The organism is Bordetella sputigena (assembly GCF_965137885.1).
GTDB classification, from domain to species: domain Bacteria; phylum Pseudomonadota; class Gammaproteobacteria; order Burkholderiales; family Burkholderiaceae_B; genus Bordetella_C; species Bordetella_C sputigena.
Window position 1 is genome coordinate 110,734 of record NZ_CBCSCA010000014.1, and the last position, 26,072, is coordinate 136,805.

The window sequence follows — 26,072 nt, forward strand, 5'->3', positions numbered from 1 at the left end:
TATGGAAAATGCTTTTCTCGAGGCCCTGAAACGTCGTCGTACCCAGTATGCGCTGGGCCGCAAGCTTCCGCTGTCTCATGACGCGGTCACGACGCTGATCCAGGAAGCGATCAAGCACACGCCGTCGTCGTTCAACTCGCAGAGCTCGCGCGCGGTCATCCTGTTCGGCGCGCAAAGCGTCAAGCTGTGGGACATCGCCAAGGATGCCCTGCGCAAGATCGTGCCGGCCGACGCCTTCGCCGCCACTGAAAAGAAACTCGACAGCTTCGCCGCGGGCGCGGGCACCGTGCTGTTTTTTGAAGACCAGGATGTCGTCAAAAGCCTGCAGGAGAAATTCCCCCTGTACGCCGACAACTTCCCGGTGTGGTCCGAGCAGTCGGGCGGTATGGCGCAATTGTCGGTCTGGTCGACCCTGGCCAACGCCGGCATCGGCGCCAGCCTGCAGCACTACAACCCGCTGATCGACGAAGCCGTCGCCAAGGAATGGAACATTCCCGCCAGCTGGAAGCTGCGGGCGCAAATGCCTTTCGGTTCCAACGAAGCGCCTTTCAATGAAAAGGCTTTCATGGATGACGCCCAGCGCTTCCGCGTGCATCATTAAAGTCCGATACGGTAGTTGATAAGTCATAAAAAGCCCGGCCTCTGCGCCGGGCTTTTTAACTGCGATTGCAGCCGAGACAGAATGCTTGGCGATCAGTGCGGCTTGATATTGCGCTCCCGGACTATGGTCGTGCATCGCTCTGTTTCTTTCCGCGCGGCGAGGCCGCCAGATGGGCTAGGCGGGTTTAATACCGCGCTCCCTGATCAACGACGTCCATCTTTCCGCTTCCTCGGCGATCAAGTTCGCGAAGGTGCCGGGCGTGTTCGGCGTCAGCGGTGCCACATACCCTTGCGTCATGAAGGCACTCTGGAAGCGCCGATGCAGCAGAACGTGGTTCGCATGTTCGTTTAATTCCGAGATGCGCGCGGGGGATGTTCCAGACGGTGCCAACAAACCAAACCAGGTTTCCAGGTCTACGCCTAGGATCCCCGACTCTTCCATGGTTGGTACATCAGGCAACAGAGGCACCCTTTGTTGAGCCATCACGGCAATGGCTCGCACAGAGCCTTTCTTCAAGTAAGGGAGCGCGCCAGCCAAAGAGAATATGAGAAGGTCGATACGGCCACCCACCACGTCGACCATTGCGGCCGCACCACCACGATAGGGAACGTGCAGGAGCTTCGTGCGAGATTCTCTTTGGAACAATTCGCCCAGCAAATGAGTATCCGATGCAACACCGGTCGATGCATAGGTCAGGATTCCCGGATGTGCTTTTGCCAACGCGATAACGTCACCGATGCTCGCAATGGGCCCCTGCGCCGACGTCACCATCACATTGGGCATACGTGCCAGCAACGCGATCGCGGCGAAGTCGCTAGACATGTCGAAGTCAAAATGACTGTACATCGCTTTGTGGATCGTATTGGAGCGCGTACCGATATATAACGTACGCCCATCGGGTGCAGCCCGCGAAACGGCATCAGCGGCGATATTGCTGGCAGCGCCGGGCCGGTTCTCAACTACTACGTTCTGCCCAAGTTGCCTAGCGAAATGCGTAGCCAGAAGGCGCGCCAAAGTATCTGTCGCGCCTCCAGGCGGATAGCCGACGACCAACGTGATGGGACCTTGTGAATCCGATGCGTTCGAGTCGTCCGCTAAGACATTCACGGGCAACAGCCCACCAAGCAGGGAAAATGCTGCCAACTGCCGTTTGCGAATGTCTATTGCTGTCTCCATGCGGCCTCCTGATCAGAAGTGTTGAAGAGTGCCTGGCGGCACGCCCTAACCGGCTGTGTCAGTGTCCTGTTACGGAGCCCAGTTCCAGAAGATTGGACGCACAGAACAGACGTCCAAAACAAAACGGCCTTTCTTTGGCATCACTGCCAAGGAAAGGCCTCAAACCGCGTCATTCCGATGCTACGGCAACGCGCGTCAAAGGTCGCTAGGCTTCACTCCGCCACCATCACGGATGGCGGGGTGGCTGACTTATCAGGCAGCCGCGCGCGACATGCGTTTGCGTTCGTTTTCCGTCAGGAAACGCTTGCGCAGGCGGATGGACTTGGGCGTCACTTCGACGAGTTCGTCGTCGTCGATGAATTCCACCGCGTATTCCAGCGACATCTGGATCGGCGGGACCAGGCGCACGGCTTCGTCGGTGCCGGACGCGCGGATGTTGGTCAGCTGCTTGCCCTTGATCGGGTTGACCACCAGGTCATTGTCGCGGCTGTGGATGCCGATGATCATGCCTTCGTACAGCGCATCGCCGGGATTGACGAACATGCGGCCGCGGTCCTGCAGCTTCCACAGGGCGTAGGCCACGGCTTCGCCGTTGTCCTGGCTGATCAGCACGCCGTTGCGGCGCTCGCCGATGCTGCCTTCGCGCGCCGGCGCGTATTCGTCGAAGATGTGACTCATCAAGCCGGTGCCGCGCGTCATCGTCAGGAACTCGTTCTGGAAGCCGATCAGGCCGCGCGCGGGGATACGGTATTCCAGGCGGGTACGGCCGCGGCCGTCCGGCTGCATGTCGAGCAGGTCGCCCTTGCGGCGGCCCAGTTCTTCCATGACGCCGCCCTGGTGCGCGTCTTCCACGTCCACGGTCAGCAATTCGAAGGGCTCGTGGCGCACGCCGTCGATTTCCTTGAACACCACGCGCGGCCGCGAGACGGCCAGTTCGTAGCCTTCCCGGCGCATCGTTTCCAGCAGAATGGTCAGGTGCAATTCGCCGCGGCCCGACACCTCGAACACGGTATCGTCGCCGGTATCGCGCACGCGCAGCGCCACGTTGGACTTCAGTTCGCGGTCCAGGCGGTCGCGCAGCTGGCGGCTGGTGACGAACTTGCCTTCCCGGCCGGCCAGCGGCGAGGTATTGACCATGAAGTTCATCGTCAGCGTAGGCTCGTCGATGCGCAGCATGGGCAGCGCGTCTTCGGCGGGCGAGGACACGTCCATGACGGTGCAGCCGATGCCGATGCCTTCGATACCGTTGATCAGGACGATGTCGCCGGCTTCCGCCTCGCTCACCACTTCGCGCTCCAGGCCCTTGAACTTCAGCACCTGGTTGATGCGGCCCTTGCCGCTTTCGCCGTCGGGACCGAAGCGGTACTGCACGTCCATGCCGCTGCGGATGCGGCCACGGTTGACGCGGCCCACGCCGATCTTGCCGACATAGCTGCTGTAGTCCAGCGAGATGATCTGCAGCTGCAGCGCGCCGTTCGGGTCATCGTTACGCTGCGGCACGTGCTGCAGGATGGCCTCGAACAAAGGCCGCATGTCGCCTTCGCGCACGTCGGCCGTCATGCCGGCATAGCCCGACAGGCCCGATGCGTAGATCACCGGAAAATCCAGCTGTTCTTCGGTCGCGCCCAGCTTGTCGAACAGTTCGAAGGTGGCGTTGATGACGAAGTCCGGGCGAGCGCCGGGACGGTCGATCTTGTTGACCACCACGATGGGCTTCAAGCCCAGGGCCAAGGCCTTGCGCGTGACGAAAATCGTCTGCGGCATCGGGCCTTCCACCGCGTCGACCAGCAGCAGCACGCCGTCGACCATGGACAGCACGCGCTCGACTTCGCCGCCGAAGTCCGCGTGTCCCGGGGTGTCCACGATATTGATGTGGGTGCCCTGGTATTCGACCGCGCAATTCTTGGCCAGAATGGTAATGCCGCGTTCCTTTTCCAGGTCGTTCGAGTCCATGACGCGCTCGGCGACGGCCTGGTTTTCGCGGAAGGTGCCCGATTGGCGCAGCAATTGGTCGACCAGCGTAGTCTTGCCGTGGTCGACGTGGGCGATGATGGCGACGTTGCGCAAGGCGCGAGTCATAACAGATCCTTTAAGGTGAGACGGGCGCCAGGCCCGCCGGCAATTCGTTCAGAGACAGCAAGGCCTGCTTGGGGTCGGACATGGCCTGCAGCGCATCCAGGGTGACCGCGCCTTCCAGCGCGAACGGTCCCACCTGGGTGCGGCGCAGGGCCACCAGATGCGCGTGGCAGCCCAGCGCCCTGCCAATATCCTGGGCCAGGGTGCGTATATACGTGCCCTTGCTGCACAACACATCGATTTCCGCCGTCATGCCGTCGCAGCTCAGCAAATCGACGCGATGCAGGGTTACCTGCCGGGCCTCGCGCTCTACTTCCACGCCGGCACGCGCATACTCGTACAAAGGCTTGCCGTCGCGTTTCAAGGCGGAATACATGGGCGGAACCTGCGTGATCGTGCCCACAAAACGTGACAGCACGTCGCGCAAGGCGGTCTCGTCCACGCCCGCGAAACCATCCGGGGCCCGCGCCACCACGTTGCCGGTCAGGTCGCCGGAATCGGTTTCCTCGCCAAACCGCAGCGTGGCCCGATATCCCTTGTCCGCGCCCAGCATCACGCCGCACAGCTTGGTGCCCCTGCCCATGCAGCAGACCAGCAGGCCCGTGGCGAAGGGATCCAGCGTGCCGGTATGCCCGGCTTTGGCGGCGTCCAGCGTACGGCGCGCGCGCTGCAAGGCGTGATTGCTGGACAAGCCTTCAGGCTTATCCAGCAGCAGGACACCGTCGAGCATCAGCCCGCGTCGTTTGGCCATCGTCTTATCCGAAAAAAACGCCGTGACGACAGCCCCTCAGGACTGGTCTTCCGGTTCGTCGGGCTCTGCCCGGTACGACCCGGGCTGGTTGGCGCGATCGATCAGCTGCGACATTTCGATGCCGCGCGCGACCTGCTCATCGTGAAAGAAACGCAGCGTCGGCACGGTATGGATATGCAGCATGCGGTACAGCTGCGAATGCAGCCAGCCCGCCTTGTCGTTGAGCAAGCCTTCGGCCACGGCCGGCTCCGCGCCCAGCACGGTGAAATACACCTTGGCGTGCGCGTAGTCGGGCGACAGCTCGACACCGGACAGCGTGATCAGCCCCGCCCGCGCGACGTCGAGTTCGCGCTGGATCAGTCCGGCCAGATCCTTCTGGATCTGGTCGGCCAGCCGCAGGTTGCGGCCGGGGATGGCTTTGGTTTTATGACGGCTCATACTGAGCGCGCGATGCTTACAGCGTCCGCGCGATTTCCTTGATCTCGAAGACTTCCAGCTGGTCGCCCACCTGGATGTCGTTGTTGCCGCGCAGCGTCAGGCCGCAATCGAAGCCAGCCTTGACCTCGCGCACGTCGTCCTTGAAGCGGCGCAGGGAATCCAGATGGCCGGTCCAGGTAACGACGTTGTTGCGCAACAACCGTACCTGCGAATCGCGGCGCACCACACCGTCGAGCACCATGCAACCGGCGATATTGCCCACGCGGGAGACGGTATAGATCTCGCGGATTTCCACCAGACCGATGATCTCTTCGCGTTTCTCCGGCGCCAGCATGCCCGACATGGCCGCCTTAACCTCATCCACGGCGTCGTAGATGATGTTGTAGTAGCGCAGGTCGATGCCGTTGCCTTCCGCGAGCTTCTTGGCGCTCTGGTCGGCGCGGACATTGAAGCCGATGACCACCGCGTTGGAGGCGATCGCCAGGTTGACGTCGCTTTCCGAGATGCCGCCCACCGCCGCGTGCACGACCTGCACGCGCACTTCTTCCGTGGACAGCTTCTGCAAGGCGTTGACCAGCGCTTCCTGCGAACCCTGCACGTCGGTCTTGACGATCAGCGCCAGGGTCTGCGTGCCTTCGCCCATGTTGTCGAACATGGACTCCAGCTTGGCGGCCTGCTGGCGGGCCAGCTTGACGTCGCGGAACTTGCCCTGGCGGAACAGGGCGATTTCGCGCGCCTTGCGCTCGTCGGTCAACACCATGAGTTCGTCGCCGGCGGCCGGCACATCCGTCAGGCCCTGGATCTCCACTGGGATGGAGGGACCGGCGGCCTGCACCTGCTTGCCGTTTTCGTCCAGCATGGCGCGCACGCGGCCAAAGCTGGCGCCGGCCAGCACGACGTCGCCGCGCTTCAGGGTGCCGCTCTGCACCAGGATGGTGGCCACCGGACCACGGCCCTTGTCCAGGCGTGCTTCGATGACCAGGCCCTTCGCATGGGCATTGACGGGCGCCTTCAGCTCCAGGATTTCGGCCTGCAGCAGGACGTTTTCCAGCAGATCGTCGATGCCCGCGCCGGTCTTGGCCGACACGTTCACGAAGGGCACGTCGCCGCCGTATTCTTCCGGCACGACTTCTTCCGCGACCAGCTCCTGCTTGACGCGCTCGGGATTGGCGTCGGGCTTGTCGATCTTGTTCACCGCCACGACCAGCGGCACGCCGGCGGCCTTGGCATGGTGGATGGCTTCACGCGTTTGCGGCATCACGCCGTCGTCCGCGGCCACCACCAGGATGACGATGTCGGTCGCCTTGGCGCCGCGCGCCCGCATGGCGGTAAAGGCCTCGTGACCCGGGGTATCCAGGAACGTGACCATGCCGCGATCGGTTTCAACGTGATAGGCGCCGATGTGCTGCGTAATGCCGCCGGCTTCGCCCGCGGCAACCTTGGCGCGGCGGATGTAATCCAGCAGCGAGGTCTTGCCGTGGTCGACGTGGCCCATGACGGTGACCACCGGAGCGCGCGGCAACAGTTCGGCTTCCTCGCCTTCCGGCGCGGTTTCGTCCAGGAAGGCTTCCGGATCGTCCAGCTTGGCGGCGATGGCCTTGTGGCCCAGTTCCTCGACCACGATCATGGCCGTTTCCTGGTCCAGCACCTGGTTGATGGTGACCATCTGGCCGAGCTTCATCAATTGCTTGATGACTTCCGCGGCCTTGACGGACATCTTGTGCGCCAGATCGGCCACGGTAATCGTTTCGGGCACGTGGACTTCGCGCGCGATGAACTCCTGCGGCGCCTGCTCCACCGCGCCGCGGCGGTCGGATTGCTGGTTGCGGCCACCACGGCCGCCGGACTTGCCGCCGGCCTTGCCACCCGCCCGCCAGCCGTCGCGGCTGGGCGCGCCGGCCGGCTTGTCGGCCGGTTTCTTGCGCGAGGCGTCATCGGTCCAGGTGGACGAGACTTCAGCGGTCTTGATGGTCTTCTTGGCACCGGCACCGGGCGCGGGCTTGGCGTCCTTCTTGGCGCCGCCACCGGGCTTGGCCGCGGGCTTGTGCAGCGTACCGGACAGGGCCGCGGCAGCGCCCGCGGCCGGCTGTTCCGGCTCGGGCGCGCGCAGCACCTTGCGCGGACGGTTGAGCATTTCGCGCAGGGCGGCGGCTTCGGCTTCGGCGGTGCGGCGCGCTTCGTCGCGCTGCGCCGTGCTCATCGTTTGCGCGGGCGAAGCGGGCGGCGGCGGCCCACGGCGTGCATCGCCGGCGCGCGGGCCCTTGGAGACGGTGGGCTTGGGCGCGACGGGCATGCCCGGACGCGGACGGTCGTCCTGACTGGGGGACGACGGCGCGGCGGCGGCCGGTGCCTTGGGTGCGGCGGGACTTTCGGTTTCGGGCTTTTCGGAAACCGCGGTGATATCTGGCGTGTTCACGGACTCTTGCGGGACAGCTTCGACCGGCGGCTCGGCGGCGGGGCCGGCGGCTGCTGCCACGGGTGCCTCGTGTTCGGGTTCCGGCTGGATGGAAACGGGTTCGGCCTGCGGCGCCTGCGCGGGCTCGATCTGCTGGGCGGCAGCGGGTTCGGCGGGTTGCGCCGGCGTTGCCGCCTCGGCAACAGGCGCGGGCGCCTGCGGTTCGGCGGCGGCGGGCGCGCTGGCTTCGGCCTCCCGCTCGCTGGCGATGGGTTCGGGCGTCGCCGCCGGAGCCGCGGCGGCCGGGGCCGGAGCGGCGGCAGCCGTCGCCGGAGCGGGCGCGGGCGCGGCGTTGGCGACCGACGCGCCGGTTTCCGCCGCGGCCGCGGGGGCGGCCGCCGTAGCGGGCTTTTCAGCGGGCTCGGACGGCGCGCGCGCGGCGGCGGCCTCGGCCGCCAATTCGGCCGGATCGCGCTTGACGAACACGCGCTTCTTGCGCACTTCCACCTGGATGGTGCGCGAACGCCCGGTCGCATCCGCTTGACGGATCTCCGAAGTCTGACGGCGCGTCAGAGTGATTTTCTTGCCCTCGGCCGCCCCGCCATGCGCGCGGCGCAGCGAGTCGAGCAGTTTCGCCTTGTCGCTGTCGGTGACGGCATCGTCCACCGATTTGAGGTCAACGCCGGCCGAGCGCAGCTGGTCCAGCAGCACATTGGCAGGCATTTTCAGCTCGGTAGCGAACTGGGCGACGGTGTTGCTCGACATTAGGCTTTCTTCCTGTGTACGGCGATATAACAATATGACTTAGCGCAATCCAATAAAACAAGTTCGGGAGGGCCCCGGGCTGGATCTACCAGGCCGGTCGGCCCTTCCCCCTCTATTACTATTTTTCCTCGTCGAACCAGTGCGCGCGCGCCCGCATGATGAGCTCGCTGGCCTGGCTTTCGTCGAGACCCGAGATTTCGGCCAGCTCGTCCGTGGACAGCTCCGCCAGATCGTCACGGGTATGCACTTTACGCTCGGCCAGGCTCGCGGCCAGTTCGGGCGTCATCCCTTCAAGTTCGAGCAGGTCCTGCGCGGTTTCAATGCGCTCTTCCTGGGCGATGGCTTCGGTCAGGAGGGCATTGCGCGCGCGGGTGCGCAGCTCGTTGATGGTGTCTTCGTCGAACGCTTCGATCTCCAGCAATTCTTGCATGGGTACATAAGCGATTTCTTCAAGACCCGTAAAGCCTTCATCGATCAGGATGTCGGCCACTTCTTCGTCGACGTCCAGCTTGCTCATGAAGGTGCTGCGCAAGCCCGAACGTTCGACTTCCTGCCGGTTCTGGCTTTCTTCCGGCGTCATGATGTTGATCTGCCAGCCGGTCAGCTCGGACGCCAGGCGCACGTTCTGGCCCTTGGCGCCGATGGCCTTCGGCAGGTTTTCCTCGTCGACCACCACATCCATGGCGTGCTTGTCTTCGTCGACGACGATGGACTCGACGTTGGCCGGGGCCAGCGCGCCGATGACGAACTGCGCCGGGTCCTCCGACCACAGCACGATGTCCACTTGCTCGCCGCCCAATTCATTGCGCACCGCGGTGACGCGCGAACCGCGCATGCCGACGCAGGTGCCGATCGGATCGATACGCTTGTCGTAGGCAATGACGGCGATCTTGGCGCGCACGCCGGGATCGCGCGCGGCGGCCTTGATCTCCAGCAGGCCTTGCTCGATTTCCGGCACTTCGTTTTCGAACAGCTGGCGGATGAATTCCGGCGACGTGCGCGACAGGATCACCTGCTGGCCGCGCGCCGCATGGTCGATGCGCAGCACGAAGGCCCGCACGCGGTCGCCCACCCGCAGGTTTTCCTTGGGAATCATTTCCGAGCGCGGCAGACGGGCTTCGATCTTGCCCGTCTCGATGATGGCGTCGCCCTTGTCCATGCGCTTGACCGTGCCGGACACGATGGTTTCGCCACGCTCAAGGAAGTCGTTCAGCACCTGTTCCCGCTCGGCATCGCGGATCTTCTGCAGGATCGCCTGCTTGGCGGCCTGCGCGCCGATGCGGCCGAACTCGATGGGTTCGAGCGGTTCTTCGATGTACTCGCCGACCTGGATATTGGGCACGGCTTCGCGCGCGTCGGAATACATTTCCTGCTTGTCGGGTTCCTGCAGCCCGGCTTCGTCGGGCACGACGAGCCAGCGACGGAAACCTTCATGGCTGCCGCTTTCACGATCAATGGAAACACGGATGTCCGCGTCTTCCTTGAAGCGCTTTTTCATGGCCGAAGCCAGCGCGCTTTCCAGCGCTCCGAACACCACATCGCGCGACACGTTCTTTTCGCGCGCCAGAGCGTCGACCAACAGAAGAATTTCGCGACTCATCGCTTTTTGCCTTTGAAATCCAGGACCGGATCCAGCTTGGCGCGTTCGACTTCGTCGAACGTGAAATTCACCACCTGGATGTCGTCCTTCTTTGCCTCAAATTCCACGCCGAACACCGCCTTCCCCTGGTCCTGCTCCGGCGGTTGCGTGGACGCGATCAAGGTGCCGGTAAAGACCTTGCGGTTTTCCACGGGCTGCCGCAGCTTGACTTCAACTCGCTGTCCCGCGAACCGATGAAAATCGGCCTCGCTGCGCAACGGGCGATCCACGCCGGGCGAACCGACCTCCAATCGCTTGTAATCGATATTTTCGACTTCGTAGACCCGCGACAGCTGGCGCGAGACCTGCTCGCAGTCTTCGATGCGCACGCCTTCCGGGCGGTCGATCGTGACGCGCAGCAGGCCGAGCGCGGCCCGCTCGACGTCGACGAGCTCGACGTCCATGCCGGACAGCGCTTCCTGGGTCAATGCGAATAAATCAGCCATATACTCGAAAAAAATGGGCTGTAAGCCCAGCCCATTGTTATCACGCGGCACGGTACATTTCCGGCAACATGATTAGCGGCCATATCCGGATATCTGCGCTATCGGCTGCGATAGCCGATATACACCAGCCGCTGCGATATCCGTATATACATCCGGCATACACACCGGGCTGCGCCAAGCAGTTGGACGGGAAACCGGCCCACGAAAACCAGCAATCTTACCACAAATTGGGCAAAATTGCCTGATGCGTCCAGGGTTTACGTATTCGGGGCCGGACTGGACCTACCTGGATCCGCGCCCGCCGCGTCCGCCGATCACACCCAGGCGCGACTCATGGGCGGCCGCGCCGCGCGGCTGCCAATCATCGCCACGGCTGCCCCCACCGCCACCGCCGCCGCCGGCACGCGGACCCTTGGGGCCGCCGCTGCCACGCTTCTTGCCCGGCGCGACGTTCTTGCCGGGAGCGGCATTCTTGCCTGGCCGGCCGCGCTGCGGCCCTTTGCCCGGCGAACCGGGATGGCCCTGCCCCGCCTGACCCTGGCCGGCATTCCCCGCCACATTCGGCCCCATGGCATTCGCCGCCGGACCATTGCCGCCGCCCGGCTTGCCTTTGCGGCCGGATTTTCCACGCGGCTGAGGCTGGCCGCCGGACGCATGGCCCGCCGCCTGCGCCTGGCCGGGCCGTTTGCCCGGCCCGCGCCGCTGCTTGCCGCCGCGGGCGCCGCCATCGTTGCCCATGGGATGTCCGTTGGCATAGCCGCCGGTGACCAGCAAGCCGGTGCCGAAGGGATCGGATGGGTAGGACATATTGCCCAGCGGATTCTTGGCCGCGCGGCCACCGCCCTGCAGTTTGCCGCGGCGACCGATGCGGGCGCCGTTCATGCCATTGTTCTGCAAGGTGCCGAAGCCCGGCGGCAGCGCGCTGTCGTGCGATTGCGGCTGCTTGGGGCGCCGGCCGCCCTCGTCATCGTCGCGCAGCAGGCCAAGCTGAACCATCAGCGCGGTGACGAGATTGGGATCGAGCTCTTCCCAGCGACCGCGCCGCAAATTGCGCGGCAGCACGATATCGCCGAAACGCGTCCGGATGAGCCGGCTCACCGTCACGCCTATCGCCTCGAACATGCGGCGCACTTCGCGATTGCGGCCTTCGTTCAGCGTGACGCGATACCAGCGGTTGCTGCCTTCGCCGCCCAGATAGTCCAGCGATCCGAAGGCGGCCTTGCCGTCATCCAGTTCTATGCCTTCGACCAGGGACGCGCGCTGCGCCTCATCCATTTCACCCAGGACGCGGACGGCGTACTCCCGTTCCGCGCCATATCGCGGGTGCATGATGCGGTTGGCCATATCACCCGACGTCGTGAAAATCAGCAGGCCTTCGGTATTCAGATCCAGGCGGCCCACCGACAGCCATTTGCCGGTGCGCAGCTTGGGCAGGCGCGCGAAAACGCTCGCGCGTCCGCCCGGATCGTCATGGCTGACGATCTCGCCGGCCGGCTTGTGATACAGGATGACGCGGGGCGGCTTGCGCGTGTTGACACGCGTGATCAGCTTGCCGTTGACACGCACCTGGTCGCCACCGGCGACGCGCTGCCCGATATGGGCGGGCTCGCCGTTCACGGAAACGCGGCCGGCGATGATCAGCTCTTCCATTTCGCGCCGCGAGCCTATGCCGGCGTCGGCCAGCACCTTGTGCAGCTTGGGCATCACGGCTTCGCTGTTCAGGTACTTGTTCAAGCGCTGCTCCATGCGGGCAGTTTTGTCCAGGTACGCCAGGGCTTGCTCGGCTTCGCGTTCATTGCCAGGCGACACGGCCTCGGCGTCGGCGGCGCTGGCACCGTGGTGCTGGGCCGTCGCGCCGGCTTCGGTCGCGCCTTCGTTGCCCGACACGGCGTCGCCGCGGCGACGGCGGAAAGGCGTGCGCAGCTTGCGGCCCTTGCCGCGATTGCCGGACGTGGGCGCGTCGCCTTCCGGCGCGGCGGAAGGATGGGCCGAGACGGCGTCGTCCGCGGCCGCGCCCGGGCTTGCCGTGTCGGAGGAGGTAAACGAGGTGGACGGCAGCCGGGCCGGGAAGTCGCGCGGGTCGGCGTCGGATCGCCGGGGCGCCGCGGCGGCATCGCTATCGAAGGAAGCAGGGGTGCTTTCGGGAAGCGACGATTGCGCGGCGACAGGCGCGTCCATGCCCGATGCGGGCGCCTGCACGGCATCGCCGGCTTCAACCGTTTTCCGCCTGCGCGGGCGCCTGGCCGGTCCAGCCTCGGCCTGCTCCGCGGGCGCTATGTCGGCCGGCACGTCCAAGGGCAGCGCAGCCTGGTCCGCACCCGTCGAAGCGCGCGGCTTGCGGCCGCGGCCGCGCGGCGCGCGGGCGGGGACATCGCCAAAGGATTGCTCTGCCACATCGCCTTGCGCCTGCGCGGACGCATCGCCGAGCGGCGCACGATCGGCGCTGGCTTGCGGTGCGTCGTTGCCGGCATCGGCCGCTACCGCTTCGGCGCGCGCACCGCGCGGCGTCCGCGTGGATGCGCGCGACGGCGTTTTGCGCGCGGCCCGAGCGGGCGCCGGAGATGACGCATCACCGGCAGCTGCTGTCACCGATCCGGAAGACTGCGCGTGGTCCGCGGGCATGTCGACGGGCGTAGCCTCGTGAGCGCCGGCAGCGGGCTCGGCCTTGGCGCGCGCCGGGCGGCGGGCGCGGGGACGCGGCGCCGGCTTGGCGTCCGCGGTGGCTGCGTCGGCGCCGGCATCCGGGGCGGCCGGGCCGCCTTTTTCACGCGGGTCCATGACATCGTCCTGCACGTTCTTATTGATACTCACTGGGACTACTCCAGAATTCAGTCTTTACGCGGCGCGCCGGGCGCGTCGTCATTGTCTTTGTCGGTCTGGCCGGGAGGCATCTCGGGCGTCTCGCCCGGGATGGGCGGCTTGATTTCGGGCGCCGGATCGGTGGGCTCGATTTCGGGGCTTCCACCGGGTGGCACGATTTCGGGGTGCTGGCCTGGCGGCGTAATTTCAGGGCGATGGCTGCCCGGTTCGATGGTGTCGTGATCTGGCACGGGGATCTCGGGTTCTTCCGGCGTGGGGCCGGTGGCTGCCTGGATACCGGCCGGCGCGGTTCGCTCGCTGCCTGCGTCGCCATCCACGGCGGATTGTTCACCGGCTTCGTCGCCGGATGTCTGCGACTCGGCGGTCGAGACGCCGTCCGCATGCGCGTCGGCAACGTCCGTCGTCTGCGCGGCGGCCATCGCGTGCGGGGTTTCCGCGGCGTCAGCTGCGTCAGCGGCGTCGACATCGGCGGCATCTGTGACGTCGGCGGCATCGGCGACATCGGTGGCATCGGAGGCATCGGAGGCATCGGCGACATCGGTGGCATCGACAGCCTCCGCCGTGTCAGCGGCGTCCGCGGGTTCGCTCGCGGCCTCGGCGCCGGCTTGCATACCATCCGCATCCGCGTCGGCCTGGGTCTCCCCTTGCGCATCCGCCTGCTGATCGTCCGCGGCGGCGGTATTGCCGCCCGTCAGATCCAGCCCTTCCAGCGCGGCCATGGCGCCGCCCGGCTCCAGCGGCGGCAGCTCATCCAGCGCGCGCAAACCCAGGTCATCGAGGAACTGACGCGTCGTGCCGAACAAGGCCGGCCGCCCTGGCGCATCGCGATGACCGATCACTTCAATCCAGCCGCGATCTTCCAACGCCTTCACGATCTGCGAAGAAACCGTCACACCGCGGATATCTTCGATGTCACCCCGCGTCACCGGCTGGCGCCATGCCACGATGGCCAGGGTTTCGAGTACCGCCCGCGAATACTTGGGCGGCTTTTCAGGACTGAGACGCTCAAGGTAGCGCTGCATGGCGGGACGGCTCTGGAAACGCCAGCCGCCGGCCAGCGATATCAATTCCAATCCACGATCTCTCCACGCGGCCTGCAGGCTTTCCAGCAAGCTGTCCAGACGAGCATTGTCGATGCCGTCATCGTCGGTAAACAGTTTGCGCAGCTCGCCGCGCGGCATGGGTTGCGGCGCGCACAGCAGCGCCGTTTCGATCACCAGGGTTGCCTCGCTATCGTTCATCGATATGTCAATTCATCGTGGTTGATAAGGCCTTCGACTTGCCAAGGCTGAAAAACTGAAGTAATATTTCTTTCTCCAGACGCGGGGTGGAGCAGTCTGGCAGCTCGTCGGGCTCATAACCCGAAGGTCGTAGGTTCAAATCCTGCCCCCGCAACCAAACAGTACGCAGATAAGGCTTGGCGAATTCGCCAAGCCTTTTTTGCTTTGTGCGGCGCGTACAGCCGGTCGAGCGAATCGAAGCAGCGGCTGGAACCGTGGCTGAAACGACAGCCGAGCCGATGACCGGGCCAATGACGGGGCCAACGACCCGACCACCGATCAGGCCGACAACCCAGCCAACGACTGAAGAGCCAACGGAAGCAAAGGCAGCAGCCAGGAGAGAAAAAGCAACGCGCGCGCTGCTCTGCCATCCGGCGCAGGCCTGCGCGACACCAACACGCGTCTGTGCGAAAGCAGCCGCTGACCGCGGCTCGAAACAGAAAAACGCTTGCAAGAAAACCTCGGCCAAGAAGGCTGGTTTGCGATACTAAATAAATAAAGCTAAAGCGGCGCCGAGGTATGCACACGTAGATGCAAACGCAACCCAGGGACAACCACGGACCGGGAATGCCGAAAAGGAACGATAAGGCAACGGAGACGGACGGACAGTGTCCGCGTAGCCCTTGCCGGGGTACCTGGTGCGGCGTCTATGAAGTGAACCGAGCCGTCCGGCATTACCCCGATTGTCGGAGCGTCTTTTTATTGCCGTTTTAACCCTGCGCGCCGGCGGAGTGGCGAAAGCGGGGCGCGAAATACGCGAACCACCGCAACAGTCTACCGGGGCTTGCCCATCTTTAGCCGTATGTAAGGCCGTATGTAATCAAGCCAACCGCCTGCAGGAACCTACAAATTATACCCGCATTACCGGTTTCATAGGAGAAAAATCCCCGTGGCCAAATGCCGCCGGACCAGCGTCTCCAGATCGGCGGCGCCGATCCCGCGGGCAATGAAAACCAGTCGCGCGTCTTCCCTGCCCTCCGGCCATCCGGGCAGCGCCACGATGGGATATAGCTGATCATGGACGCCATGCACGGCGCTGGGCGCGGCATCGCCAGCGAAACCGACCAGCCCTTTCATCCGCAGCAGCGACTGGCCGAGTTCGCCTTGGAGCGCCGATAGGCCGCTCACGAAAGCGCCGCGGGGAACCGCTGGCGGCAGCGCCAGCGTCGTTACCGCGACATCGTGGGCCGTCTGGCTGGACATGGCGCCCCCCTGCCGCCGGGAGTTTCCGCCGTGCCGCGCCAGCCAGGCTCCGCCCGCCACGGCAACCGCCGGTCTCCCCCCGCGGTACAGGCGTTCAGCCAGCAAGCCGTCGGGCAAGGCGCCGTCAAGATCGAGCACGTGGATGCGCGCGGTCGGATTGACCTGCAGCACGGCCTGGCGCGCCGCGCCCAATCCGGCGGCGGTCGCCAGGTCGGTCTTGCTGATCGCCACTTCGTCGGCCAGGGCGAGTTGTTGCGCCGCCTCCGGCTCGCCGGCGATCTGCGCCGCGACGCGCTGTGCATCGGCCACGGCGATAGTGCCGTTGTAGACATAGCGTTCGGCCAGGAAAGGCTCGTGCCGCAGCGTGAACAGGATGGGCGCGGGACTGGCCAGGCCGCTGGTCTCGATCAGGACTTGTCGAAAAGGCGGGATGGCGCGACGCAGCGCCAGCAGGAAAAGATCGCGCAGCGTGTCGACCAGACCGCCGCGCACCACGCAGCAGATGCAGCCGCCCGCGACGACGCGGACGGTATCGCTCACATGGCGCACCAGGTGGTGATCCACGCCTATGCTGCCGAACTCGTTGATCACCACGGCCGCCTGCGCGTACCGTGGATCGCGCAGCATGCGATTGAGCAGCGTGGTCTTGCCGCTGCCCAGGAAGCCGGTCAGGACGGTGACGCCGATGCGGGCATCGGGCCTGGCGGCAGCCGTCAAGGACAAACCGCGACCGCGTTCACTTCGATCAGCGCGCCATAGTGCAGCGCCGTCGTCGGCACTACCGTACGCGCCGGCCGGGCATTGCCCATCACACTTTCGTATACGGCATTGACCTCTCCCCACAGCGAGACGTCGGGGATGAAAATCTGCACGCTGACCAACTGGTCGAGCGACGTGCCGGCCGCCTCAAGAATGGCGCGCACGTTTTCCAGGCACTGCCTGGCCTGCGCGGCGATGCCGTCGGGCAGGATCCGCTGGCCGCCCGGCGCATAGGGCAACTGGCCGGATACGAAGACAAAGCCGTTGGCCTTGATGGCTTGCGAATAATGGCCCGCCGGCAGCGGTGCTTCGGGAGTCTGGATGCGTTCGATCATGTCGGGATTCGGGTCAGGACAGGTGTAGAGCCATCATACCGGGTTCATCCGTATGGCTGGCCGCCGCCAGGCGTCGCCATCGCGGATCGAGATGGTGGTTTTCCCAAAAACCACGCCAAGGCCTCGATGCAGCATGCATCATTACTCGCCGCGATGCCTGGCATCGACGAGCAAATAAAAAACAGAAAGGAGACATCCATGAAGAGCCTGTTGGCCGTGGCGCTCAGCGCCGCCGCGATCGTCTGCGGCACGGCCACCGCCCAAACGAAAGCGCCCCCGGAAAAGAAGGAAATCAAGATAGGCGCCGCCTCCACGGGCATTACCTATCTGCCGGCCATCATCGCCAAACAATTGGGCTACTTCCGCGATGAAGGACTGGACGTCACCATCGCCGCGTTTTCCGGTGGGTCCAAGGCCCTGGAAGCGATGCTGGGCGGCAGCACCGACATGACGGCGGGCGCGTATTCCAACACGCTGACCATGGCGGCCAAGGGCCAGAAACTGGTGACCATCGCCGCGCAGGTGGTGTGCCCCGGCTGGGTCTTCGGCGCATCGAAGAAGAACTTCGACAAAGTGAAGTCGCCCGCCGACCTGAAAGGCATGCGGGTGGGTGTCAGCGCCCCCGGATCCAGCACCCACATGGTCGTCAACTACATCCTGCACAAGGCCGGACTGAAGCCCGACGACGTTTCCATCATCGGCGTGGGCCAGGCCGCGGGCGCGGTGGCCGCGGTGCGGGCGGGCCAGATCGATGCGCTGATCGTCAACGACCCGGTCGCCACCGTGCTGGTGGACGGTGGCGATCTCAAGCCTTTGGCGGAGATGCGAACGGCCGACGGCAATAAGCAGGTCTTTGGCGCGGATTATCCGGAATCCAGCATCTACGCGACCCAGGCCTTCGTCGACAAAAACCCGCGCACCGTACAGGCGGTCGCCAACGCCATCGTGCGTGCCGAACACTGGATGGCCAAGGCCACGCCGCAGCAGGTGGTGCAGACGGTCCCGGCCGAGTACGTCGTCGGCGACAAGGACCTGTATGCGAGGTCGTTCCAGAACAGCCGCCGCTGCCTGTCGACGGACGGCGTCATCACCGATGAAGGCGCCCGCACCGTGCGCGACGTGCTGTCCGCCTTCGACCCGTCGATCGGCGCCGCGCATATCGATCTGGCGACGACCTATGACAACCGCTACGTGAAGAAGGCCGGGGAAACGCTGCAATGAGAGGAGCCATGCTGCGCAGTATCGACACCCCCGCGCATGCAACGCCCTCGCGGGCGGTTGCCGCGCGCGAGGCGCTGCATTTCGACGGCGTGACCTGCACTTTCGCCAGCAACGAGGGTCGCGGCCAGACCTATACGGCGGTACGCGACGTGAACCTGGCGATCCGCGACGGCGAATTCGTCTCCGTCGTCGGCCCGACGGGCTGCGGCAAATCCACGCTGCTGAACGTGGCCGCCGGCCTGATGCGACCTTCGTCCGGCAACTTGAGCGTCTTCGGGGAGCCCTTGGCGCAGGGCCTGAACAAAGACGCATCGTACCTGTTCCAGGTGGATGCCCTGATGCCCTGGAAAACCGCGGAGGACAACATCGCCGCGGGATTGATCTTTCACGGCGCGGCGAAGGCGCGGGCGCTGCAGTCGGCGCGCGAATGGCTGGAGCGGGTCGGGCTCGCGGGGCATGGCAAGAAGTATCCCCACCAGATGTCCGGCGGCATGCGCAAGCGCGCGGGATTGGCCCAAGCCTTGATCCTCAACCCGCGGATTCTGCTGATGGACGAGCCCTTCAGCGCGCTCGACATCCAGACGCGCCATTTGATGGAAGACGAGCTCCTGCGCCTGTGGTCCGCCGATCGCAAATCCGTGGTGTTCGTGACGCATGACCTGGAAGAAGCGATCTCGCTGTCCGACCGGGTGATCGTGCTGTCGGCCGGACCGGGCACACGCCCCATCGCGGAATTCGAGATCGATCTGGCGCGGCCGCGCGAGGTCGCGGAAATCCGCATGACGCAGCGCTTCCTGCAGCTGCACACCGAAATATGGGAAGTACTCAGAGGGGAGGTCCTGAAAAGCTATGCCAGCGCTCGCTCTTGATCCGAACAACCGCGTCCTGGTGCTCTTCACCCGCCTGCTTCTGTTGGCGGGGGCGGTGTTCCTGTGGTGGCTGGGGACCAGCCGGCAGTGGCTGTCGCCTTTTTTCTTCGGCGATCCGCTGGGCGTGGCGCAGCGCATCGTGACCTGGTTCGCCAGCGGCTCGATCTTCATCCACCTGTACACCACGCTGATCGAGACGCTGCTGGCCTTCGCCATCGGCACCATACTGGGGCTGGCATGCGGGCTATGGCTGGCGCTGAACCCCTTCCTGGCCGTGGTCACGGACCCGTTCATCAAGGCCTTCAACTCCATGCCGCGGCTGATCTTCGCGCCCATTTTCGCGCTGTGGTTCGGCCTGGGCATCTGGTCCAAGATCGCGCTGGGCGTCACGCTGGTGTTCTTCGTCGTGTTCTTCAACGTGTTCCAGGGCGTGCGCGAAGTCAGCCCCGCGGTGCTGTCCAACACCCGCATGCTGGGCGCCAGCTCGCGGCAGCTGATGCGGCATGTCTATATGCCGTCGGCGATGAGCTGGGTGTTCTCCAGCCTGCATAACGCCGTGGGGATCGCCTTCGTCGGCAGCGTCGTCGGCGAATACCTGGGGTCGGAGAAAGGCGTCGGCTATCTGATCCTGCTGGCCGAAGGCGTGTTCGACATCAATGCCGTGATCGCCGGGATACTGCTGCTGACGGTGTTCGCGCTGGTGCTGGATACCACGGTATCGCTGTTCGAAGACCATTTCATGCGCTGGCGCCCGGTGGCCGGGCAAACGGTGGCCGCCAGCGCCTGAGCTTGCCGGCTTGTCGCGCCGGCCCGCGCGGCGAGCCGGAGCACCGATCCCTGAACAAACGACAAAGGAAACGTATCTTGCAAACCAACTCGATCGCCCTGACTGGCCGCGTGGCCGTGGTTACCGGCGGCGCGCAGGGCATAGGCCTGACGGTCGTACGCCGCTTCCTGGAGTCCGGCGCGCGCGTCGCCATCTGGGACGTCAATGCCGACGCGCTGGCCCAGGTGAAAAAGGACCTGGGCGGCGCCGGCCACGAGGTGCACACCGAGCACGTGGACATCGCCGACTACGCCAGCGTCGAAGCCGGCGTGGCCGGCACGCTGCGCGCCATGGGCAAGCTGGAAATCCTGATCAACAACGCCGCCATCGTCGGGCCCAACACCACGCTGGCCGAGTATCCGCTGGACCAATGGCGCAAGGTCATCGACATCGACGTCAACGGCACCTTCTACTGCTGCCGGGCGGTGACTCCCATCATGATCGCGCAGAAGTACGGCCGCATCGTCAACGTGGCGTCGATCGCCGGCAAGGAAGGGAATCCGAACGCGGCGGCCTACAGCTCGGCCAAGGCCGCGGTCATCGCCATGACCAAGTCGCTGGGCAAGGAACTGGCGGCGCATGACATCGCGGTCAATTGCGTGACGCCCGCGGTGGCTCGCACACCGGGGGCCATGGAGCAGCAATCGCCGGAGCATATCGCCTACATGCTCAGCCGCATTCCGCGCGGGCGCTTCCTGGAGCTGCATGAAGCCGCGGCGATGATCGCCTGGCTGGCCAGCGAGGAAAACTCGTTCACCACGGGAGCGGTCTTCGACCTGTCCGGGGGCCGGGCCACTTATTGACCGATCGCCAGGACGGCGGCACGTACGACCGCGTCGGCGCCGCCATCGCGCCGGACCATGTTTTCCGCCGGGTGGCGCGTGGCTGCCCGGCGCTTCCATTGCACACAGGAGTTGAAGATGAAGTTGCTACGCTACGGCGCCAAAGGCCAGGAAAAACCCGGGCTGCTGGATAGGCAAGGCCGCATACGCGACCTGTCCGGACACATCGCCGACGTCGGCGCCGCCGCGCTGTTGCCTGAAACGCTGGACCGTCTCAAGAAAATCGATGCCGAGACCCTGCCCCTGGTGCCTGGCACGCCCCGTCTCGGGCCTTGCGTCAGCGGCACCGGCAAGTTCATCTGCATCGGCCTGAATTATTCCGACCATGCCGCCGAAACCGGCGCGACCGTGCCGCCGGAGCCCATCATTTTCATGAAGGCGACCAGCGCCATCAGCGGGCCCAACGATCCCATCGAGATCCCTCGCAATTCCGAAAAAACCGACTGGGAAGTGGAACTCGGCGTGATCATCGGCAAGCCCGCAAAGTACGTTGCCGAAAGCGAGGCCATGGCGCACGTGGCCGGCTATTGCCTGGTCAACGACGTCTCGGAACGCGCCTTCCAGGCGGAGCGCCAGGGTCAATGGACCAAGGGCAAATCGGCCGACAGCTTCGGCCCCATCGGTCCCTGGCTGGTCACGCCGGACGAGATCGCCGACCCGCAGTCGCTGTCCATGTGGCTGGCGGTGAACGGCCATCGGTACCAGAACGGCAGCACGGCCACCATGGTGTACGGCGTGCGCTACCTGGTGTCCTACCTGTCGCAGTTCATGTCGCTGCAGCCGGGCGACATCATATCCACCGGCACGCCGCCTGGCGTCGGCCTGGGCCAGAACCCGCAGGTCTATCTGAAGGCGGGCGATGTGGTGACCTTGGGCATCGAAGGGCTGGGCACGCAGCGGCAGGACGTCATCCAAGGATAGGGAGAAGACGATGAAGATGCGCTACGCCGCGGCATCCGTTGCCATGGCAATGCTCGCTGCTGCCCCGCTTGCCGCGCAGGCGCAGGCCGCGCCTGAAAAGACCAAGCTGCACTTGGCCGCGGCGGGCGTGGGCTTTCCCTACCTGCCCTTCGTGATCGCCAGCAGCCGCGGCTATTTCAAGCAGGCGGGCCTGGACGTCGATATCGGCGTGTACAGCGGCGGCGCCAAGGCGCTGCAAGCCTTGCTGGGCGGCAGCGCGGACTTCGTCGCGGGCGCGTATTCCAACACCATCACGATGGCGGTCAAGGGGCAGAAGCTGGTGTCCTTCGCCATCCAGGCGAATTGCCCGGGTTTCGTCTTCGGCGTCACCAAGGCCAGCCACGACAAGATCAAGTCATACGCTGATTTGAAGGGCAAGCGCATCGGCGTCAGTTCGCCGGGATCGAGTTTTCACATGGGCGTCAATTACCTGCTGAGCCGCGCCGGCGTGAAACCTGACGAGGTATCGATCATAGGCGTGGGCTCGTCTTCCGGCGCGGTGGCCGCGGCCCGCGGCGGCCAGGTGGACGCCATGATGTCCAACGATCCGGTGGCCACCATCCTGCAGGAAAGCGGCGACCTGTTCCCGCTGGCGGCCATGCGCAGCCCGGAAGCCACGCAAAAGACGCTGGGCGGCAACTATCCGGAAGCGGCGGTGTATTCGACCAAGGATTTCGTCGACAAAAACCCGAATACGGTGCAGGCGATCACGACCGCCATCGTGCGCGCCGAGCAATGGCTGGCACAGGCCACGCCGGAACAGGTGGCCGCCGCGGTGCCGCCGGAATATGCCCTGGCCGACAAGGAAGTCTTCGCGCAGGCTTTCACCAATATGCGCGCCTGCCTGTCGCACGACGGCGTCATGACGGACGAGGCCGCGCGGACGGTGCGCAACGTACTGGCCGCCTTCGATCCCGCCATCGCGGCGGCCAAAATCGATCTGGACGCGACCTATACCAATCGCTTCGTGCAAAAGGTTCCAAAGCCATGACGGCGGCCGCGAGCGACTTCAAGGTGATGGCCAGCGGGCTGCAGTTTCCGGAAGGCCCGGTGGCGCGCGACGATGGGTCGGTCGTGCTGGTGGAAATCCAGCGCGAGACAATCAGCCGCGTCGCCGCGGACGGCCGCGTGGAAGTGCTGATCGAAACCGGCGGCGGTCCCAACGGCCTGGCCGTCGGGCCGGACGGCGCTTTCTACATTGCCAACAACGGCGGCTTCCTGTTCCAGACGATCGCCGGCTACAACCGGACTCGGGCGGGCATCCATCCCGCTTACACCAGCGGCCGGATCGAACGCTACGACCCGGCCACCGGCGAGTTGCGCACGCTGTACGACCGCTGCGGCGATGCGCCTTTGTGCGGCCCGAACGACCTGGTGTTCGACAGCCAGGGCGGCTTCTATTTCACCGACTTCGGCAAGAACCGCGAGCGCGATCGCGACCATGCCGGGCTTTACTACGCGCTGGCCGATGGATCCCGGATCGTGGAAGTCGCCTATCCGCTGACCACCGCCAACGGCGTGGGCCTGTCGCCGGACGAGCGCGTGGTCTACGTTTCGGAAACCGAAACGGGCCGCGTCTGGGCTTTCGATCTGGACGCGCCGGGCCGTGCTCGCAAACATCCCTTCCCTTCGCCCAACGGCGGGCGCCTGATATGCACCCTGCCCGGCTATCAGCGGCTGGACAGCATGGCCGTGGACGTCCATGGCAACATCTGCGTGGGTACGTTGATTACCGGCTGCATTACGGTGATCGCGCCCGCGGGAGAAATCCTGCGCCAGGTGATGCTGCCCGATCCCATGGTGACGAACATCTGCTTTGGCGGGCCGGACCGCAAGACCGCCTACATCACCCTGTCGGGCACGGGCCGGTTGATCAGCATGCCGTGGCCGGATGCGGGACTGCGGCTACCTTACGGCTAAGCGGGCGCTTTCGCTATGCTCGCTCAGGTGCCTGATCAGCGATTGCACTGGCGCGGGCAGGGTTTCGGCATCGCGCACGCAGATCTTCCAATGGCGCATGGCCCAGTCCTCGTCCAGCGGCACCGCGACCAGCGGGCCCGAGGTCACATAGCGCGCGGCATGGTGTTCGGATACCAGGGCGATGCCCAGCCGGGCTTCCACCATGCTGCGGGCCGGCTCGAAGCCGTTCACACGGATGCGGAAGCGCAACGGAAAATCCAGGTCCGCGGCGGCGCGCAGGACCAGTGAATTCAGGTAGCTGCCCGGTTGCGGCCCGACCAGATCGTGCTCGGCGACCTGGCGGAAGGTCAGCTTGCGCGCCCTGGCCAGCACATGGTCGGCCGTCATGATGACGACCAGCCGGTCGCTGTGATAGGGGTATACGCGCAGGCCCGGCGCCAGGGCGTTGCCGCCGAAGATACCGATGTCGGCGGCGTTTTCGGCCACGGCCCGGACGACTTCGGGGCTGAGGCTTTCCTGCAGGTCGATACGCAAGGCCGGATGCAGGGCCAGGAAGTCGCGGATGTCGTTCGCCAGGTACTGCACGATGGTGGACAGGCTGGCATGCAGGCGTATCTGTCCGCGCAAGCCTTCGGCGTGATCGAACAGCTCGCTTTCCATCTGCGACAGATCGCGCAGGATGACGCGCGCATGGTTCAGCAGCGAGTGCGCGGCCGGGGTAAGTTCGAGCCCTTTGTTGCTGCGGAGGAACAGCGGTGTCTTGAGCATGTCCTCCATCTGCGAAATGCGCTTGCTCACCGCCGATGGCGCGATGTTTTCGGCCTCGGCGGCGCGCGAGATGTTCAGATGTTCGCAGACCGCCACGAATAGCTTGAGCGACAACAGGTCGAAACGCATCCGCCTCCTCCAACGTCGTGGCTTGTATAGCCGGATGCCGGCGATGATGCGGCTTGCTGTCGCGCCGCGATGGACCTGCTGCCCGGCCTGAAGCTGAAAGCGCGCTGACAAGCGCGTGCGCGCCCTGGCGCGTCAGCACTATACAACGTGGGCCGTGCGACGGCGGCGGGCGGCCGGTGCGTCCGCTGCAACGCGCCATGCGACCAGCGGACGCTGCCACGCCGCCGCCCTACCGCCAAAGGCGCCATCCCTGCGCACTCCACCCGGTGCTGGCCACGATTCCTGGCGTACTGTTGGCATGCGCACGCGGATACGTCGCCCCACGGAGCCTGCCTATGAACGATCCCCATCAGCTATACATCGATTTGCGCAGGACGGATATGCTCATCGCCGAATGGCGGCACCAGCTGGATTGCCAATACCGCGTCATTGCGGGCCTGCGCCGCCAGCGCGCGCTGGCGTGGCGCGAAAAACTGCGCGCGCGCGAAATGGAAAACCGGCTCGCGGCGCTGTGCGCGCATCGCGATGCGCTGATCAGGACAGCGGCGGCCCGGGCGCGGGCCGCGGCGAGTCCCGCGACCCCGCGCGGCGATGTGCCTGACTAAGTCTGGCGCGCGGGCATGCCGGGGATGGCCGCGGCGCGGCGCCGTTGCAGCGTCACCGACCACAGCCAAAGCGGCATGGCGCCTATCGCCAGCAGGCTGCCCACCCAGCCGGTGGATGTCCACCCGTACCCCGCGGCGATCGCCAGTCCGCCCAGAAAAGGCCCCAGCGCATTGGCCGTGTTGAACGCGGAATGATTCAGCGCCGCCGCCAGGCCCTGCGCGTGCTCGGCGACATCCATCAGCCGCGTCTGCAGAACCGTGGCCAGCGCACCGCCGAGACCGATCAGGAAAACACTGAGCATCACCAGCCAGAGATTGCCTGCCATCAAGGGAAACAAGGCCAGCACTGCCGCGGTCCAAAGGAGCAGCAAGCCCGCCGTCCGCATGATGGCGCGGTCCGCATACAGGGGCACGACCATATTACCCACGGTCAGGCCGACACCGAACACGCTCATCACCAGGGGCGCCATGGCGGGCGACACATGCGTGACGGCGGTCAGCGTGTCCGCCAGATACGTATACACGGCGAACAGGCCGCCGAAACCGATGGCGCCGATGCCCAGCGTCAGCCACACCTGGCCGCGGCGCAGGGCGGTCAATTCACGCAGGGGACTGGCCGCGGGATCGGCCGGCGTGTTCGGCGCGAACAGCCGCACGCTGGTCATGGTCGCCACCGCCAGCAGCGACACCAGCGCGAAACTCCAGCGCCAGCCCACCGCCTGACCCAGCCAGTTGGCCAGCGGCACGCCGACAATCGTGGCGAAAGTCAGGCCCAGGAATACGCGCCCCACCGCGACGGTGCGGCGATTTGCCGGCACCAGCGAACTGGCCAGCAATGAGGCAATACCGAAGTACGCGCCATGCGGCAGCCCGCTCAGGAAACGCGCGGCGAGCATCGCGTGATAGTTGGGCGCCACGGCGCTCAAGCCGTTGCCGATGGCGAACAAGCCCATCAACAGGATCAGCAGCGTGCGCCGGGGCAGCCTGGCGCCCAGCACCGCCAGCACCGGCGCGCCCACGACCACGCCCAGGGCATACGCGCTGATCACGTGGCCCGCGGTCGGTGCATCGATGCCCAGGCTGGCCGCGAAATACGGCAACAGGCTCATGGTGGCGAATTCGGTGGTGCCGATGGCGAAGCTGCCGACGGCGAGCGCGACGAGAACAAGGCCAAGCCGATGCGGCACGGCGGGCTGAACGGTCATTTGAAGTGGTCCGGGTTGATGACGCGGGCGGTCATGGCGTGAG

General features: G+C 65.4%; 22 protein-coding genes and 1 tRNA gene. 10 read left to right on the forward strand and 13 right to left on the reverse strand.

Going from position 1 to position 26,072, the window contains the following annotated elements:
- Position 1 precedes the first annotated feature (1 nt).
- On the forward strand, positions 2–601 hold the full coding sequence (locus ACNA0R_RS23125) for a nitroreductase family protein (RefSeq protein WP_415828409.1): 600 nt from the start codon (positions 2–4) through the stop codon (positions 599–601).
- 174 nt (positions 602–775) lie between these two features.
- On the opposite strand, the gene ACNA0R_RS23130 is transcribed toward ACNA0R_RS23125, so the two are convergent.
- The 9 genes from ACNA0R_RS23130 to scpB all read right to left on the reverse strand — a co-directional run bounded on the left by ACNA0R_RS23130 (position 776) and on the right by scpB (position 14,348).
- Entirely contained in the window at positions 776–1,777 is a 1,002-nt protein-coding gene (locus ACNA0R_RS23130) for a Bug family tripartite tricarboxylate transporter substrate binding protein (protein WP_415828410.1), read from the reverse strand.
- 252 nt (positions 1,778–2,029) lie between these two features.
- The gene (gene typA / locus ACNA0R_RS23135; protein WP_415828411.1) at positions 2,030–3,856 is read right to left on the reverse strand and encodes a translational GTPase TypA; all 1,827 of its coding nucleotides are present in this window, start codon (positions 3,854–3,856) and stop codon (positions 2,030–2,032) included.
- A 10-nt stretch (positions 3,857–3,866) separates the two neighbouring features.
- The gene (gene truB, locus ACNA0R_RS23140; RefSeq protein ID WP_415828412.1) at positions 3,867–4,604 is read right to left on the reverse strand and encodes a tRNA pseudouridine(55) synthase TruB; all 738 of its coding nucleotides are present in this window, start codon (positions 4,602–4,604) and stop codon (positions 3,867–3,869) included.
- Positions 4,605–4,640: 36 nt separating this feature from the next.
- Entirely contained in the window at positions 4,641–5,042 is a 402-nt protein-coding gene (gene rbfA, locus ACNA0R_RS23145) for a 30S ribosome-binding factor RbfA (protein ID WP_415828413.1), read from the reverse strand.
- Positions 5,043–5,058: 16 nt separating this feature from the next.
- Positions 5,059–8,202 carry a translation initiation factor IF-2 gene (gene infB / locus ACNA0R_RS23150; protein WP_415828414.1) on the reverse strand — a complete coding sequence of 1,048 codons (3,144 nt, stop codon included), beginning with the start codon at positions 8,200–8,202 and terminating at the stop codon, positions 5,059–5,061.
- Positions 8,203–8,320: 118 nt separating this feature from the next.
- Positions 8,321–9,802: a transcription termination factor NusA gene (gene nusA / locus ACNA0R_RS23155; RefSeq protein ID WP_415828415.1), complete on the reverse strand. Its 1,482-nt coding sequence runs from the start codon at positions 9,800–9,802 to the stop codon at positions 8,321–8,323.
- Positions 9,799–10,287, reverse strand: a complete 489-nt coding sequence (gene rimP, locus ACNA0R_RS23160; RefSeq protein ID WP_415828416.1) for a ribosome maturation factor RimP — start codon at positions 10,285–10,287, stop codon at positions 9,799–9,801. Before rimP ends, nusA begins: the two co-directional genes overlap by 4 nt.
- Before the next feature lie 282 nt (positions 10,288–10,569).
- A complete protein-coding gene (gene rluB / locus ACNA0R_RS23165; RefSeq protein WP_415828459.1) occupies positions 10,570–12,345 on the reverse strand; it encodes a 23S rRNA pseudouridine(2605) synthase RluB in 1,776 nt (591 codons plus the stop codon).
- 770 nt (positions 12,346–13,115) lie between these two features.
- Positions 13,116–14,348 (reverse strand): SMC-Scp complex subunit ScpB, encoded by a 1,233-nt coding sequence (gene scpB / locus ACNA0R_RS23170; RefSeq protein ID WP_415828417.1) that lies wholly within the window; start codon positions 14,346–14,348, stop codon positions 13,116–13,118.
- Positions 14,349–14,428: 80 nt separating this feature from the next.
- Here scpB and ACNA0R_RS23175 point away from each other — a divergent pair.
- Positions 14,429–14,505, forward strand: a tRNA-Met gene (locus ACNA0R_RS23175).
- 752 nt (positions 14,506–15,257) lie between these two features.
- Here the strand turns inward: ACNA0R_RS23175 and ACNA0R_RS23180 are convergent.
- A complete protein-coding gene (locus tag ACNA0R_RS23180; RefSeq protein ID WP_415828418.1) occupies positions 15,258–16,313 on the reverse strand; it encodes a CobW family GTP-binding protein in 1,056 nt (351 codons plus the stop codon).
- Positions 16,304–16,684, reverse strand: coding sequence for a RidA family protein (locus ACNA0R_RS23185; protein ID WP_415828419.1), 381 nt, complete (start codon positions 16,682–16,684; stop codon positions 16,304–16,306). The genes ACNA0R_RS23180 and ACNA0R_RS23185 overlap by 10 nt, the downstream gene beginning before the upstream one ends.
- 198 nt (positions 16,685–16,882) lie before the next feature.
- On the opposite strand from ACNA0R_RS23185, the gene ACNA0R_RS23190 reads away from it, so the two are divergent.
- The 7 genes from ACNA0R_RS23190 to ACNA0R_RS23220 all read left to right on the forward strand — a co-directional run bounded on the left by ACNA0R_RS23190 (position 16,883) and on the right by ACNA0R_RS23220 (position 23,322).
- Positions 16,883–17,905 (forward strand): ABC transporter substrate-binding protein, encoded by a 1,023-nt coding sequence (locus tag ACNA0R_RS23190; protein ID WP_415828420.1) that lies wholly within the window; start codon positions 16,883–16,885, stop codon positions 17,903–17,905.
- 8 nt (positions 17,906–17,913) lie between these two features.
- Positions 17,914–18,774, forward strand: a complete 861-nt coding sequence (locus ACNA0R_RS23195) for an ABC transporter ATP-binding protein (protein ID WP_415828421.1) — start codon at positions 17,914–17,916, stop codon at positions 18,772–18,774.
- Positions 18,755–19,561, forward strand: a complete 807-nt coding sequence (locus tag ACNA0R_RS23200; RefSeq protein ID WP_415828422.1) for an ABC transporter permease — start codon at positions 18,755–18,757, stop codon at positions 19,559–19,561. The genes ACNA0R_RS23195 and ACNA0R_RS23200 overlap by 20 nt, the downstream gene beginning before the upstream one ends.
- A gap of 77 nt (positions 19,562–19,638) precedes the next feature.
- Entirely contained in the window at positions 19,639–20,403 is a 765-nt protein-coding gene (locus ACNA0R_RS23205) for an SDR family NAD(P)-dependent oxidoreductase (protein WP_415828423.1), read from the forward strand.
- 117 nt (positions 20,404–20,520) lie between these two features.
- Positions 20,521–21,363: a fumarylacetoacetate hydrolase family protein gene (locus ACNA0R_RS23210; RefSeq protein ID WP_415828424.1), complete on the forward strand. Its 843-nt coding sequence runs from the start codon at positions 20,521–20,523 to the stop codon at positions 21,361–21,363.
- Positions 21,364–21,379: 16 nt separating this feature from the next.
- Positions 21,380–22,393 (forward strand): ABC transporter substrate-binding protein, encoded by a 1,014-nt coding sequence (locus tag ACNA0R_RS23215; RefSeq protein WP_415828460.1) that lies wholly within the window; start codon positions 21,380–21,382, stop codon positions 22,391–22,393.
- Positions 22,390–23,322 carry an SMP-30/gluconolactonase/LRE family protein gene (locus ACNA0R_RS23220; protein WP_415828425.1) on the forward strand — a complete coding sequence of 311 codons (933 nt, stop codon included), beginning with the start codon at positions 22,390–22,392 and terminating at the stop codon, positions 23,320–23,322. The genes ACNA0R_RS23215 and ACNA0R_RS23220 overlap by 4 nt, the downstream gene beginning before the upstream one ends.
- On the opposite strand, the gene ACNA0R_RS23225 is transcribed toward ACNA0R_RS23220, so the two are convergent.
- On the reverse strand, positions 23,308–24,219 hold the full coding sequence (locus ACNA0R_RS23225) for a LysR family transcriptional regulator (protein WP_415828426.1): 912 nt from the start codon (positions 24,217–24,219) through the stop codon (positions 23,308–23,310). The genes ACNA0R_RS23220 and ACNA0R_RS23225 overlap by 15 nt on opposite strands.
- A 335-nt stretch (positions 24,220–24,554) precedes the next feature.
- On the opposite strand from ACNA0R_RS23225, the gene ACNA0R_RS23230 reads away from it, so the two are divergent.
- Positions 24,555–24,824 (forward strand): hypothetical protein, encoded by a 270-nt coding sequence (locus tag ACNA0R_RS23230; RefSeq protein WP_415828427.1) that lies wholly within the window; start codon positions 24,555–24,557, stop codon positions 24,822–24,824.
- On the opposite strand, the gene ACNA0R_RS23235 is transcribed toward ACNA0R_RS23230, so the two are convergent.
- A complete protein-coding gene (locus ACNA0R_RS23235; RefSeq protein ID WP_415828428.1) occupies positions 24,821–26,029 on the reverse strand; it encodes an MFS transporter in 1,209 nt (402 codons plus the stop codon). The genes ACNA0R_RS23230 and ACNA0R_RS23235 overlap by 4 nt on opposite strands.
- Positions 26,030–26,072 lie beyond the last annotated feature (43 nt).

Coding starts and splice junctions, on each gene's coding strand:
- ACNA0R_RS23225 (WP_415828426.1), bottom strand. CDS start 24,219: ATGCGTTTCGACCTGTTGTCGCTCAAGCTATTCGTGGCGGTCTGCGAA.
- infB (WP_415828414.1), bottom strand. CDS start 8,202: ATGTCGAGCAACACCGTCGCCCAGTTCGCTACCGAGCTGAAAATGCCT.
- ACNA0R_RS23230 (WP_415828427.1), top strand. CDS start 24,555: ATGAACGATCCCCATCAGCTATACATCGATTTGCGCAGGACGGATATG.
- ACNA0R_RS23190 (WP_415828420.1), top strand. CDS start 16,883: ATGAAGAGCCTGTTGGCCGTGGCGCTCAGCGCCGCCGCGATCGTCTGC.
- rbfA (WP_415828413.1), bottom strand. CDS start 5,042: ATGAGCCGTCATAAAACCAAAGCCATCCCCGGCCGCAACCTGCGGCTG.
- ACNA0R_RS23220 (WP_415828425.1), top strand. CDS start 22,390: ATGACGGCGGCCGCGAGCGACTTCAAGGTGATGGCCAGCGGGCTGCAG.
- ACNA0R_RS23210 (WP_415828424.1), top strand. CDS start 20,521: ATGAAGTTGCTACGCTACGGCGCCAAAGGCCAGGAAAAACCCGGGCTG.
- ACNA0R_RS23125 (WP_415828409.1), top strand. CDS start 2: ATGGAAAATGCTTTTCTCGAGGCCCTGAAACGTCGTCGTACCCAGTAT.
- ACNA0R_RS23215 (WP_415828460.1), top strand. CDS start 21,380: ATGCGCTACGCCGCGGCATCCGTTGCCATGGCAATGCTCGCTGCTGCC.
- ACNA0R_RS23130 (WP_415828410.1), bottom strand. CDS start 1,777: ATGGAGACAGCAATAGACATTCGCAAACGGCAGTTGGCAGCATTTTCC.
- nusA (WP_415828415.1), bottom strand. CDS start 9,802: ATGAGTCGCGAAATTCTTCTGTTGGTCGACGCTCTGGCGCGCGAAAAG.
- ACNA0R_RS23235 (WP_415828428.1), bottom strand. CDS start 26,029: ATGACCGTTCAGCCCGCCGTGCCGCATCGGCTTGGCCTTGTTCTCGTC.
- rimP (WP_415828416.1), bottom strand. CDS start 10,287: ATGGCTGATTTATTCGCATTGACCCAGGAAGCGCTGTCCGGCATGGAC.
- typA (WP_415828411.1), bottom strand. CDS start 3,856: ATGACTCGCGCCTTGCGCAACGTCGCCATCATCGCCCACGTCGACCAC.
- ACNA0R_RS23200 (WP_415828422.1), top strand. CDS start 18,755: ATGCCAGCGCTCGCTCTTGATCCGAACAACCGCGTCCTGGTGCTCTTC.
- ACNA0R_RS23195 (WP_415828421.1), top strand. CDS start 17,914: ATGCTGCGCAGTATCGACACCCCCGCGCATGCAACGCCCTCGCGGGCG.
- ACNA0R_RS23185 (WP_415828419.1), bottom strand. CDS start 16,684: ATGATCGAACGCATCCAGACTCCCGAAGCACCGCTGCCGGCGGGCCAT.
- truB (WP_415828412.1), bottom strand. CDS start 4,604: ATGGCCAAACGACGCGGGCTGATGCTCGACGGTGTCCTGCTGCTGGAT.
- scpB (WP_415828417.1), bottom strand. CDS start 14,348: ATGAACGATAGCGAGGCAACCCTGGTGATCGAAACGGCGCTGCTGTGC.